Source organism: Priestia sp. YIM B13491, assembly GCF_042787605.1.
Lineage (GTDB): Bacteria > Bacillota > Bacilli > Bacillales > Bacillaceae_H > Priestia > Priestia megaterium_E.
In genome coordinates, this window is sequence record NZ_JBHZOR010000009.1 from 65090 (window position 1) to 77310 (window position 12221).

Below are 12221 nucleotides of genomic sequence, written 5' to 3' on the forward strand. Positions count from 1 at the left end.
CTTTTTACTCCTCAAATCTCCCTTAAAAATCCACTAAATCCAAATTTTAAAATCTTTCTGTATCCTTATGACAAACCGTGTATAGAAGGTATATTTCCCTTATTTTAAGTCACATTAATCGTATAAGTTTTTTTTGTTGACTTTTGCTGTGTTCTTGTTTAGTATCACAGAGTATCATTTCCTATCAGAATACTAGGGGGTTTAGAAAATGAAGAAATTTGCTGCACTTTTGTCGCTACTATTAGCTTTCACAGTTGTGCTTGCCGCATGCGGTTCTAGCTCAAAAAATGAAGCAAACAATGGAGACAATAAATCTTCACAAGAAGATTTATATAATAAAGTGAAAAAAGATGGCGTATTAACAATTGGAACTGAAGGTACATACCCTCCGTTCACTTTTCATGACGACAAACAAAAGCTAACTGGGTTTGATGTAGAATTGGCTCAAGAAGTAGCTAAACGTCTTGGCGTAAAAGCTGAGTTCAAAGAAACACAGTGGGATGGCATGTTTGCTGGATTAGATGCTAAACGATTTGACATGATTGCTAATGAAGTTGGTATTCGTGAAGATCGTCAAAAGAAATACGATTTCTCTGATCCATACATCCAGTCAGGCGCTGTATTAATTGTTCGTAAAGACGAAAAAGATATCAAATCATTTAAAGATTTAAAAGGAAAAAAATCAGCGCAGTCATTAACAAGTAACTATAAAGACATGGCTCAATCTTATGGTGCAAACATTACGAGTGCTGAAGGTTTTGCTCAAGCAGTAGAACTAATGAGCGCAAACCGTGTTGATGCTACAATCAACGATAAATTATCGTTCCTTGACTATAAGAAAAAGCACCCTAACGCACCTATCAAAATCGCGGATGAAAAATCCGATGGTGCTGCAAGCGGCTTTATGTTTAGAAAAGACAGCGGTAAGTTAGTGGATAAAGTAAACAAAGCATTGAAAGATATGAAAAAAGACGGAACATACGCAAAGATTTCTAAGAAATGGTTTGGCGAAGATGTTTCTCCTAAATAATATTTTTCCTGATGGAGAGCGATTGAATCAATTGATTTCAATCGCTCAATCATCTCTCTTACCAATGGTAAAGGGAGCTATTCAATATTCTATTCCACTAACATTAATAAGCTTTGCCATAGGCATTGTGTTAGCTGTTTTAACAGCACTTGCTCGCTTGTCGTCAAGTAAGGTATTAAACATGATTGCACGTGTATATGTCTCAATTATTCGTGGAACGCCTTTGCTTGTGCAATTATTTATCATTTTCTACGGATTACCTAACTTAGATATAACAATTGATCCATTTATCTCTGCTGTTATTGGATTTTCATTAAGTGTAGGTGCGTATGCATCTGAAATTATTCGAGCAGCAATTCAATCTATTCCTAAAGGACAGTGGGAAGCTGGCTACTCACTTGGTATGACCTATTCCCAAGCGTTAAGACGGATTATCTTACCGCAAGCAGCACGTGTATCGATTCCGCCATTATCTAACTCTTTTATTAGTCTTATTAAAGACACGTCACTTGCATCGCTTATTCTTGTTTCTGAAATGTTCCGTCAAGCTCAAGAAATTGCTTCAACTAACTATGAGTTTTTACTTCTTTATAGTGAAGCAGCTCTATTGTACTGGATTATGTGCACAATCTTATCCATTATCCAAGGACGCATTGAAATAAGACTAGATCGTTACGTATCTAAATAACCGTTTCAAGTAGCTAAAGGAGTTTTTTATATGATTAATATCAAAAATTTGCATAAATCATTCGGTGATTTGCAAGTATTAAAAGGAATTGATTTAGAAGTTGAACAGGGCAAGGTAATTGTATTAATCGGCCCTTCTGGATCGGGTAAAACAACTTTTTTACGTTGCTTAAATCTGTTAGAAATCCCAACAGACGGCACGATTGAACTTGATAAAAAAAGCATGAATTTTACCAAGCCTGTTCGCAAAAAAGACATTACTTCATTTCGAAGCCTAACAGGTATGGTCTTTCAAAACTATAACTTGTTTCCTCATAAAACTGCGCTTGAAAATGTTATGGAAGGTCCTGTAATTGTAAAAGGTGTTTCCACTCAAGAAGCAGAAAAAAGAGGGAAAGAATTATTAACACGAGTTGGCTTAGGAGACAAGCTCGACTTTTATCCTTTCCAGCTGTCTGGCGGACAACAACAGCGTGTTGGCATCGCCAGAGCAATGGCGATGGACCCAAAAGTTATGCTGTTTGATGAGCCTACTTCAGCTCTTGATCCTGAGCTTGTAGGAGACGTTCTTCAAGCCATGAAAGACTTGGCAAAAGAAGGAATGACGATGGTGGTGGTAACTCATGAAATGCGCTTTGCCCGTGAAGTAGCGGATGAAGTTATTTTTATGGATCAAGGTGTCATTATGGAAAGAGGGATACCGGATCAAATATTTTTAAATCCTCAGCAAGAGCGGACACGTCAATTCTTGAATATGATTCATTAAAAAGGTTGCACACTTTCATGTGCAACCTTTTTCTTTATTTGGCTACTGCTTTTTTCATCAAATCTGTAATGTACGTAAAGAATGCTTCAGCTGTGACATCATATACGATATCTACAGGTCGTCCCTCTTCGGAAATTTCTGTTCTTCCTTGGCTCGGTGTTTCTGTATGCACAATACTCGAAACCGTTTTTACCTTCACAAGTGTTGAATTCCCTGTAAATGCTGTTGTGAGTACATCCCACAAATAATATGTTGAATTGGTTTCAACGTGCACAAGCGGCGGGCAGGCCGCGTAGCACTGCCCTACAAAGTCTACTCCTTCATATCTTCGAAGTGAAGCCCACATTTGACGAATAGCCGGTGTTAAAGGAACTTGATTCGTGCTTTCTAAAGCAACCATCTCAATTTTAATTTTGCTTTCCCATAGTTTCGCTACTGCTTCTGGATCCCAAAAAGCATTCCACTCCGCCGTTCCATCGTGTTCAGGTTCCTGCACATTTCCTACTTCTTGAAATGTACCGCCCATCCATACTAACTTGTCAATTTTCTCTTCTATTTCCGGCGCTTTTTCAAGTGCTCTTGCTAAATCTGTTAACGGTCCTGTAAACAATAAAGTTGTTTTCCCGGCTGTGTGCTGCAATGTCTCGATTAAATGATCATGAGCAGGGAGCTGACTTATTTTTGTTTGTACTTCCCCTTTTTCATTTAAAATCGGCAGTGCATCTACATAAAACGTATGCATGCGCCACTCCTTTGGAAATGGATTCATACCGCGTGAAGTAGATTTAGCAACCTCAATATCATAACTTCCAAAACGATCAATAATCTTTTGGCTTGCGCTGATACCTGGCTCTAGATATCCGTCAGCCGGAATAACAGATACTCCCGTTACTTTTACATCATCCATTTGCAGCAGTAAAAAAAGCGATACTAAATCATCGATGCCTGCATCATGGTTAAAATATACATTTGTGCTCATTTCTCTTCTCCTCTTTTCTATGTATTGCTAACTAATAGCTATACCGCTATTTTATAATGAAATGATCTCTTTCGTAATCAAAGTATTAGGAACTTCTTTTACTATTTTCTATAATGGGTATAGAAATAAGGTAATCTATGTATAGATGTATACATCTCAGTATAGAAAGGAGAAATAAAATGGAGCAATCATTTTCAGCATTAATCGTAGATAAAAAAAGTGAAGACCAAGTGGAGGCGTCCGTCCAAGAACTGACGCTAAACGATTTGCCAGAAGGCGATGTACTTATTCGCGTTCATTATTCAGGAGTGAATTATAAAGATAGCTTAGCCAGCATCGCAAACGGCAATATTGTGACAAGCTACCCGTTTGTCCCAGGAATCGACCTAGCAGGCGTCGTTGTATCTTCTGACAGCCCTGATTTTAAAGAAGGTGATCATGTCATCGCAACAAGCTATGACATTGGCGTATCACACTTTGGAGGCTATAGTGAGTATGCGCGCATACGCAGCGAATGGATTGTCCCTCTTCCTCAAAATTTAACGTTAAAAGAAGCAATGATTATCGGAACAGCTGGCTTTACAGCCGCTTTATCTGTGCATCGCTTAGAGGAAAACCATACTAGTCCATCTAATGGCTCTGTGCTTGTAACAGGCGCTACGGGAGGTGTAGGAAGCTTTGCGATTGCCATTCTTTCAAAATTAGGCTACACAGTGGAAGCAAGTACGGGAAAAAGCTCGGAAGCAGCTTATTTGAAAGAGCTTGGCGCTTCCTCTATTGTAGCGCGTGAAGATGTTTATAACGGCAAATTAAAAACATTAGGCAAACAAAAATGGGCTGCTGCGGTGGATCCTGTGGGGGGAGAGCCTCTAGCTTCTGTTCTCAGTCAAATTCAGTACGGCGGCTCTGTAGCTGTCAGCGGGCTAACAGCTGGAGGCAAAGTGCCAACAACCGTCTTCCCCTTCATTTTAAGAGGGATTAATTTATTAGGTATCGATTCTGTTTACTGTCCAATGCCTACTCGAAAAGAGATTTGGAATAGACTCGCTAGTGACTTTAAGCCTGAAAGCTTTGAACCTTTCATTCAACAGGAAATTTCACTACAACAGCTCCCTGAGGTACTTCCGACTTTATTAAAAGGACAAGCTCGAGGACGAACAATTGTGAAGCTATAAAAAAAACGGAGAAACCTAGGTTTCTCCGTTTTTTTACGAACAGAAGCATGTTATTACGCATCTATTTTTGCTATTAAATCCGTCACTAATTCTTTCATGGTCACATCGGCTAAGACTTGTTCCATGGCATCTTGAGAACGTTTTAAAATCAATTCAAGGACACTTTGAATATTGGCTCCTACAGGACACTCCACATTCGGATTTTCATGCATTTGAAACAATTCTCCTTCTTCCACTGCCGCCACCGCTCGATAAACGTCTAACAACGTTATCTCTTCTAAATCTTTCAATAGATAAGCTCCGCCAGCTCCGGCTTTTACACCCACGAGTCCAGCTTTCTTTAACATCCCAATTACTCGTCTTATAACAACAGGATTTGTATTTACACTGCTAGCAATCCACTCTGAAGTACTAGGATGACTGCTATCTACTTTAATTAAAGATAGTATGTGAACGGCCACGGTGAATCGACTGCTAATTTTCATTGCTCTCACTCCTATTTTGTTGTAATCATTATAGTTACAACATTTATGAAAGTCAAGCATGCTTTTTTAGGAAAGAATGTCCTCTTCTACCGCCTCATAAAAGCGCAGCGTTTTCTTGATTTCCATAGCTTCAGCACATGCTTTCGTTTTCTTTTTATTCGCTTCTTTATGTTCGTTCACATGTTCTTCTCTTGAGATCCACGCTTGAAAGAACTGCTTGTCTTCCCACTTGGATACAAAAACATATTCAACTTTATCTGCGGAATCTTTTTTCCAGCATTCGAACGATAAATTTCCTTTGGCTGCCTCAATTTCTCTTTTGTTTTTCTTAGCTTTTTGCTTGAGCTGTTCTTCAAATTTCTTTTCTGTTTCAAAACTTGCGTTTACAACAAACATCTTATCTTCCTTTCTAAATGAAAGTAATTCTCATTTGATTATTGCATAGTAATTTTATTTTTTCAATTTATATGGGTAAGTTACAGAAGCCCAAAAAGACCGCTGTTTAAGCGGTCTTCTTTTTTACAAATGTTTTCTATGCACTGTTTTTCCATCATACGTAAAGGCGATTGGCTTGCCTTCCATTACCGTTTCTAAATGAACGGGGCGGCCCCAAAGCTGATGAACGTACGGTACCACTTTTTCTAAGTATTTGACATCTAATTCAATTCCTTCATACCAGTGTTTTAAATAGAGCTCTCCATTTTTTAGATAGTCTCCATTGGTTACTGTGATATAAGGAAATCCGCCGTTTACGCGCATATTAACAAGCTGATCTCTAACTTCTGTCCACTCTTTGTCGACGATTTTATAGTCTTTTCCTTGTTTTTGGAATAAGTACATATCCTCCCGCATGACTAAATCTTTTGTTAAGTAATTGCGGATAAAGGAAATATCTGATTCAACCTCACGTACCTCAAACATCTTCTCTCTTCCTGACCCCGGCTCCACGCCCCGGCGAATCATATCTTCTGTTGGATTATTGTAGCGTTCTTCAATGTCTTCAAAGATTTTTAAACCTAAATAATATGGATTGATTCCCGTCTTAGACGGCTGCACAACCCCTGCATTTAGCTTGGCGAATTCTATCGCTTCATCACTCGTTAAATCCATTTCTCGAATAATGCGCTGATGCCAGAAAGAAGCCCAGCCTTCATTCATAATTTTTGTTTCAAGCTGCGGCCAGAAATAAAGCATTTCTTCTCGCATCATCGTTAAAATATCCCGCTGCCAATCCTCTAGATAAGGACTGTATTCTTCGATAAATAATAAGATGTCTTTTTCAGGCTGAGGCGGAAATTTTTTAAAAGACTTTGGAGGTTTTGGTTTTTTCTTTTCTTTATAATCCAAATTCCATAAATCATCGTAAGGAGAAACGATTTCTTCTTCCGATGATTCTACATCATCTATGCTCCAAGAAAGCTTGGCACGCATAAGGGACGGATCAATATGTTCCTGAATCGATAGGACAGCATCCAAAAACTTTTCTACTTCACGCTTACCGTGCTTTACTTCGTATTCTTTAATTCGATCAGCGGTCGCTGCCATACTTTCTACCATATCCCGTTTAGTGTTGGCAAAACGGCTGTTATTTTTAAAGAAGTCACAGTGAGCTAACACGTGAGCTACAATTAATTTATTTTGAATAAGCGCATTGGAATCCAATAAAAATGCATAACAAGGATCTGAATTGATAACTAATTCATAAATTTTACTCAATCCCAGATCGTAGTGTAATTTCATTTTGTAAAATTGTTTTCCAAAGCTCCAATGTGAAAAACGAGTTGGCATCCCATATGCACCAAACGTATAAATAATATCTGCCGGGCAAATTTCATAGCGCATCGGATAAAAATCTAAGCCGAAACCGCTAGCTATTTCCGTAATTTCATCAATCGCACGGTATAATTGCTTATAATCTGCTTCTTTCACGACAGCTCCCCCTTTCACTCCTTACTTCAATCTATGTACAAACATGTCAATTCATGTGTTTTCATCAAAAAGAAGCTTTATTTTTTCAAGAAAAGGGGATTTTTATTTAGTTGTCTTAAATAATGGATGTAATATAACTGTTATGCTGCATCATTCTTTGCTTTTCTTATGATTTATCCGGTGCTGTACGTTTATTCTTCTTGCATAATAACTACAACCTCTTTTAATTATGCACTGGTCTTTTGCCCAACATTTACAGCGTAAGAATTCCCGCAAATATCATACACTAATTTCAACTCCTCAAAAGGAGGAACGTTATTAATGGATGTAATTGATTATGATCGAGCTTTGTATTACACACACCGTTCACAATGGGATAACTTATTAATTTTAATGGTTCGAACAGACGACGATTTTCTTTCAAAAAAGATTGAACATTTTTTGCACGCCTACAATTTTGAACGAAACTACCGCATCATTCAAGAAGAGCTTTATTCCTTACTACGCTACATTGATCATGCAACGGAATATTCGGAGCACAACCCGGAGCTTCTGGAAGAATCATTGTACTAGTATTTTTGATACACACACTTGGACAAAGAAGGGATGAATTCCCTTCTTTATTTTTTTATGTTGCACTAAAAATATGCATACTTTATTTCAAAAAACCTCACATAATATATGTAAACATATTCATTTTTATCGTTGACATAAAAGTGAATTCGACGTACAATCTTCAGTACATACGCTAAGATATTTCAGTACATACTGGGAGGAACAATATGAGTACTAATAAAAGGTTTCGCACATTAGATTTAACGCTAGCCGGTATGTTTGCGGCTCTGATGGCTATTGGTGCAAACATTACTTCTTGGGCACCTTTTTTACAAGTAGGCGGCGTGCCTCTTTCACTTCAGCCTTTTTTTGTTATATTAGCAGGACTTTTACTTGGGAGCCGAATGGGTTCTATTTCGATGATTGTATACGTATTAATTGGCATTGCCGGCGCCCCGGTATTTGCTCAATTTAAAGCAGGAATTGGTATTTTATTTGGAAGCACCGGCGGCTTTTTGCTTTCTTATATCGTAGCAGCATTTATCACAGGAAAAATTATGGAAATGCGCGGGAAGCCAACTTTTTCTATCTTTTTAATTTCATCGCTAGTTGGTATTGCGGTTATTTATTTAATTGGTACTACGTATATGTATGCAGCAGTTAATTACTGGCTTGAAGCTCCTGCAATGACATATGCAGCCGCTTGGAAGATTATGTCGTGGTTTGCGGTAAAGGATCTTATTTTTACTGTTCTTGGGGCTATGCTTGCTCCGAAAATTTATAAAGCCCTACGATCTTCTTCGTACTTGTCAAATACGCAATCAAACAAAGTATCATAAAAGAAGCCTGCTCAAGTTTGAGCAGGCTTTACTTTTATACCGTTTTCACTTTATCCAATACACGTTCTACTTCACCCATTACAGCTGTTTGTACAGCTTCTAAATGAGCAATGCTTGTTGCTTCATCTTCTGACACGACGCCAAAATAGAACTTCACCTTTGGCTCTGTACCAGACGGACGAAGGCAGAACCAAGAACCGTCTTCTAAGATATATTTTAATACATTTGATTTTGGTAATGTAATTTCTTCTACTTTTCCTGCTTTAATATGCTGACGCTCACTTAATGTATAATCCTCTACAACCGAAACATTTAATCCTGCAATGTCAGTAGGAGGTTCATTTCTAAATGTAGCCAAAATATGCTGAATTTGCTCAGATCCTTCTTTTCCTTTAAGCGTTAAAGATTTCAGACCTTCACGATAGAAACCATATTTAGTAAACACTTGCTGAAGCGCTTCGTATAGTGTCATGCCCTGCTTTTTATAATAAGCACAAGCTTCTACTGCTAGAATGGCTGCTTGTACAGCGTCTTTGTCACGAGCAAAGTCACCAATTAAATAGCCATAGCTTTCTTCATAACCGAATTGGAATGTATACTCGCCCGTTTGCTCATATTGCTTAATTTTTTCACCGATAAATTTAAAACCTGTTAGAGTGTCAACAACTTGCAGTCCAAATGAACGAGCAATTTGTGCGCCGATTTCTGACGTTACAATCGTTTTTAACACAACGCCATTAGCAGGCAGCACGCCTTTTTCTTTCTTTTGAGAAAGCAAATAGTGAAGCAATAAAGCACCCGTTTGGTTTCCTGTTAATAACGCATATTCGCCGCTTGGATCTTTGACAGCAATTCCTAAACGGTCTGCATCTGGATCCGTTGCGATTAAGATATCTGCATCAATTTCTTTTCCTTTACGAACAGCATATTCAAATGCAGCCGGCTCTTCAGGATTCGGAGATTTAACCGTCGAGAAATTTGGATCAGGAAGTTCTTGTTCTTCAATAACCGTGACATTTTCGTAACCGATGGATTGAAGCGCGTTGCGAACTGGCTTATTAGCTGTACCATGCAGAGGTGTAAAAACCACTTTTAAGTCTTTACCTGTTTCAGAAGCTAGCTCTGGATTAATTAAAATCGTTTTTAGTTTCTCATTGTATGCTTCGTCAATCGCTGAACCAATCATTTCAATAAGACCTTTTTCTTTTAGCTCCGCTTCAGATTGAACAGCTAATGCAAGTTCATTTTCCACAGCATTTACAAAGCCAACTAGTTCATCAGCTTCTTTTGGCGGCAACTGACCACCGTCTGGACCATATACTTTGTATCCATTATATTCAGGAGGATTGTGGCTCGCTGTAATAACAATACCTCCAAATGCGTTTAACTCACGCACTGCAAATGAAAGTTCAGGTGTTGGTCTTAGCTCTTCAAATACATACGTTTTAATTCCGTGACTTGCTAATGTTTTTGCTGCTTCCATTGCAAATTCAGGGGATTTGTGGCGAGAATCATACGCTATGACTACTCCTTGGTTAATAGCTTCTTCGCCAGCTTGTTTAATGTACTCAGCAAAGCCTTCGGAAGCTTTTCGGATTGTATACGTATTCATACGGTTTGTACCCGCTCCAATTTCCCCACGCATTCCGCCTGTTCCAAATTCTAATGTTTTGTAAAAACTATCTTCTAATTGTTTTTCATCACCTTTGATTGCGTCTAAATTTTGACGTAATTCAGGATCTAAATTTGGATGATTAACCCAAGATGTATACGTTTCTTTCCAACTCATAAAAAAAAGCCCCCTTATATAAATGTAAATATGTATGAAAAGAGAAAAACGAGTAATCGTCTTTCTCTTTTTTTTAACAGTCATATTATATTTCTTCGTCAAAATTTGACTTCCTGCTATTATATTATGGCTGTATTGACAAATTTTGAGGTACTTTTTATTTTATCATGAAATACCTGTCATACGGTTAACTTTTTCATCTACTGGTACAACTGCGTCATGAAGGTGCTGTTCTAATTCATCTGTATAAGCTTTTGTTTGCTCAGGCGTCCACTTTAACTCTTCGGCCATATGAGCAATCACTTGTTTTTTCCAGCTTCTTACCCAGTTGATATCAAAGAATAAAGCGCCCGTACGTCTAATAAAGAAGTCCACTGGTTTTGAAACCATTTCTTCTTCTATGCCATATTGAATTTGCAGAAATACACTAGCTGGAAGGTCGCTGTTTTTTAGCTGATCTGGACGTTCAATCATGTAGCGGTATACTTTATCTACGTTTGAGCCATAGCGTTTTACAAGCTTTTCAGCAGCGTCACGTGATAATCCTAGTTTGATGCCTTCTTTGACTTTTTGCTCTACAAACGTTGGGAACCCACCTGAACCTCCTACATTACCTCCAGAAATCGGTAAATGTTTAGTTTGACAGCTTTCAAATTCGCGTCCTTCTGCTTTAAAATCTTCAGCTACGCGATTTACGACAATTTCAGCCATTTTACGGTACCCAGTTAATTTCCCTCCAGCGATCGTAATTAAACCTGATTCCGATGTCCAGATTTCATCTTTACGCGAGATTTCAGAAGGGTCTTTTCCTTGTTCGTGAATAAGTGGACGAACACCAGCCCAGCTTGATTCCACATCGTCTACTGTAATATCAACCGTTGGGAACATATAGTTAATCGCATCAATAACATATTGACGATCTTTTACAGTCATACGCGGATGTCTAGCGTCTTCTTTATAGACCGTGTCTGTTGTGCCCACATATGTTTTTCCATCACGCGGAATTGCAAACACCATACGTCCATCAGGTGTATCAAAATAAATGGCTTGTTTTAACGGAAAGCGCTCTTGATCGATAACTAAGTGAATTCCTTTTGTTAATTGAAGCTGCTTGCCTTTTTTTGAATTATCTTTTTCACGCAGCGTGTCCACCCATGGACCTGCAGCGTTGACGATTTTTTTCGCATAGATATTATATTCTTTATTCGTAAGCTGATCACGAACAACAGCCCCTACTACTTTTCCTTTATCATAAATGAAGTTTTCCACTTTTGTATAATTGACTAAATCTGCTCCTCTTGCGGCAGCTTCTTTAGCTACTTCAATTGTTAAACGTGCATCATCTGTTTTATATTCAACGTAGTAACCGCCGCCTTTTAAGTCTTTAGATTTTACCAATGGCTCGCGGCTAAGCGTTTCTTCTGCGCTAAACATTTTGCGGCGCTCTGAGCGTTTTACACCAGCTAAGAAATCATATACGCGCAGTCCAATTGAAGTTGAGAATTTACCGAATGTTCCACCCGTATGGAAAGGTAACAGCATCCACTCCGGAGTCGTTACATGAGGGCCATTTTCATATACAATCGCACGTTCTTTACCAACTTCGGCTACCATTTTAACTTCAAATTGTTTTAAATAGCGTAGTCCGCCGTGAACAAGCTTCGTTGAACGACTAGACGTTCCTGCTGCGAAATCCTGCATTTCAACTAATGCCGTTTTCATACCTCGATGAGTCGCGTCAAGGGCAATACCTGAACCAGTAATTCCCCCACCAATTACTAGTAAATCATATTGATTTTGTGTCATGTCTACCAATTTATTCGAACGTGTTTGACTTGAAAACATAAGTCATTCCCCTTTCATTTTTCAAAGATATCAAATTTTTCCAATATACCAAAAAGAGAGACCACAAATCACATATATAGTATGCCTACATATGGATCTGTGGTCTCTCCGATTCTCCAACCAATTTATTAACTTGAGTAAA

At 38.3% G+C, this 12221-nt stretch carries 12 protein-coding genes; 6 read left to right on the forward strand and 6 right to left on the reverse strand.

Annotated elements, in window-relative coordinates; all coding sequences use genetic code 11:
• Positions 1–208: 208 nt before the first annotated feature.
• The 3 genes from ACFX4E_RS23785 to ACFX4E_RS23795 are packed head-to-tail and all read left to right on the forward strand — an operon-like array spanning position 209 to position 2483.
• Positions 209–1030 (forward strand): amino acid ABC transporter substrate-binding protein, encoded by an 822-nt coding sequence (locus ACFX4E_RS23785; RefSeq protein WP_034268043.1) that lies wholly within the window; start codon positions 209–211, stop codon positions 1028–1030.
• Positions 1014–1718 carry an amino acid ABC transporter permease gene (locus ACFX4E_RS23790; RefSeq protein WP_034276677.1) on the forward strand — a complete coding sequence of 235 codons (705 nt, stop codon included), beginning with the start codon at positions 1014–1016 and terminating at the stop codon, positions 1716–1718. Before ACFX4E_RS23785 ends, ACFX4E_RS23790 begins: the two co-directional genes overlap by 17 nt.
• A gap of 30 nt (positions 1719–1748) precedes the next feature.
• Positions 1749–2483, forward strand: a complete 735-nt coding sequence (locus ACFX4E_RS23795) for an amino acid ABC transporter ATP-binding protein (protein ID WP_028410252.1) — start codon at positions 1749–1751, stop codon at positions 2481–2483.
• Between the two features lie 34 nt (positions 2484–2517).
• Here ACFX4E_RS23795 and ACFX4E_RS23800 read toward each other — a convergent pair whose 3' ends face one another.
• Positions 2518–3462 carry a nucleoside hydrolase gene (locus ACFX4E_RS23800; RefSeq protein ID WP_028410251.1) on the reverse strand — a complete coding sequence of 315 codons (945 nt, stop codon included), beginning with the start codon at positions 3460–3462 and terminating at the stop codon, positions 2518–2520.
• Positions 3463–3641: 179 nt separating this feature from the next.
• Between ACFX4E_RS23800 and ACFX4E_RS23805 the strand changes: the two genes are divergently transcribed.
• Positions 3642–4637 (forward strand): NADPH:quinone oxidoreductase family protein, encoded by a 996-nt coding sequence (locus tag ACFX4E_RS23805; protein ID WP_060745387.1) that lies wholly within the window; start codon positions 3642–3644, stop codon positions 4635–4637.
• Between the two features lie 53 nt (positions 4638–4690).
• Here ACFX4E_RS23805 and ACFX4E_RS23810 read toward each other — a convergent pair whose 3' ends face one another.
• From ACFX4E_RS23810 to ACFX4E_RS23820, 3 genes are all read right to left on the reverse strand, one after another.
• A complete protein-coding gene (locus tag ACFX4E_RS23810) occupies positions 4691–5122 on the reverse strand; it encodes an Rrf2 family transcriptional regulator (protein WP_013081642.1) in 432 nt (143 codons plus the stop codon).
• Positions 5123–5188: 66 nt separating this feature from the next.
• Complete coding sequence (locus ACFX4E_RS23815; protein ID WP_028410249.1) at positions 5189–5518, reverse strand: antibiotic biosynthesis monooxygenase family protein; 330 nt, start codon at positions 5516–5518, stop codon at positions 5189–5191.
• 123 nt (positions 5519–5641) lie between these two features.
• Positions 5642–7051 carry a SpoVR family protein gene (locus tag ACFX4E_RS23820; protein ID WP_230184801.1) on the reverse strand — a complete coding sequence of 470 codons (1410 nt, stop codon included), beginning with the start codon at positions 7049–7051 and terminating at the stop codon, positions 5642–5644.
• 321 nt (positions 7052–7372) lie between these two features.
• Between ACFX4E_RS23820 and ACFX4E_RS23825 the strand changes: the two genes are divergently transcribed.
• Entirely contained in the window at positions 7373–7624 is a 252-nt protein-coding gene (locus tag ACFX4E_RS23825) for a YhdB family protein (protein WP_013055267.1), read from the forward strand.
• A gap of 209 nt (positions 7625–7833) precedes the next feature.
• Positions 7834–8445 (forward strand): biotin transporter BioY, encoded by a 612-nt coding sequence (locus ACFX4E_RS23830; protein ID WP_028410248.1) that lies wholly within the window; start codon positions 7834–7836, stop codon positions 8443–8445.
• A 34-nt stretch (positions 8446–8479) separates the two neighbouring features.
• Here ACFX4E_RS23830 and ACFX4E_RS23835 read toward each other — a convergent pair whose 3' ends face one another.
• Entirely contained in the window at positions 8480–10234 is a 1755-nt protein-coding gene (locus tag ACFX4E_RS23835; protein WP_028410247.1) for a phospho-sugar mutase, read from the reverse strand.
• A 165-nt stretch (positions 10235–10399) separates the two neighbouring features.
• The gene (locus tag ACFX4E_RS23840; RefSeq protein WP_016762944.1) at positions 10400–12079 is read right to left on the reverse strand and encodes a glycerol-3-phosphate dehydrogenase/oxidase; all 1680 of its coding nucleotides are present in this window, start codon (positions 12077–12079) and stop codon (positions 10400–10402) included.
• Positions 12080–12221 lie beyond the last annotated feature (142 nt).

Bases quoted from the DNA above. Each gene is read 5' to 3' on its own strand.
- ACFX4E_RS23785 (WP_034268043.1), top strand. From the start codon at position 209: ATGAAGAAATTTGCTGCACTTTTGTCGCTACTATTAGCTTTCACAGTT.
- ACFX4E_RS23790 (WP_034276677.1), top strand. From the start codon at position 1,014: ATGTTTCTCCTAAATAATATTTTTCCTGATGGAGAGCGATTGAATCAA.
- ACFX4E_RS23795 (WP_028410252.1), top strand. From the start codon at position 1,749: ATGATTAATATCAAAAATTTGCATAAATCATTCGGTGATTTGCAAGTA.
- ACFX4E_RS23800 (WP_028410251.1), bottom strand. From the start codon at position 3,462: ATGAGCACAAATGTATATTTTAACCATGATGCAGGCATCGATGATTTA.
- ACFX4E_RS23805 (WP_060745387.1), top strand. From the start codon at position 3,642: ATGGAGCAATCATTTTCAGCATTAATCGTAGATAAAAAAAGTGAAGAC.
- ACFX4E_RS23810 (WP_013081642.1), bottom strand. From the start codon at position 5,122: ATGAAAATTAGCAGTCGATTCACCGTGGCCGTTCACATACTATCTTTA.
- ACFX4E_RS23815 (WP_028410249.1), bottom strand. From the start codon at position 5,518: ATGTTTGTTGTAAACGCAAGTTTTGAAACAGAAAAGAAATTTGAAGAA.
- ACFX4E_RS23825 (WP_013055267.1), top strand. From the start codon at position 7,373: ATGGATGTAATTGATTATGATCGAGCTTTGTATTACACACACCGTTCA.
- ACFX4E_RS23830 (WP_028410248.1), top strand. From the start codon at position 7,834: ATGAGTACTAATAAAAGGTTTCGCACATTAGATTTAACGCTAGCCGGT.
- ACFX4E_RS23835 (WP_028410247.1), bottom strand. From the start codon at position 10,234: ATGAGTTGGAAAGAAACGTATACATCTTGGGTTAATCATCCAAATTTA.
- ACFX4E_RS23840 (WP_016762944.1), bottom strand. From the start codon at position 12,079: ATGTTTTCAAGTCAAACACGTTCGAATAAATTGGTAGACATGACACAA.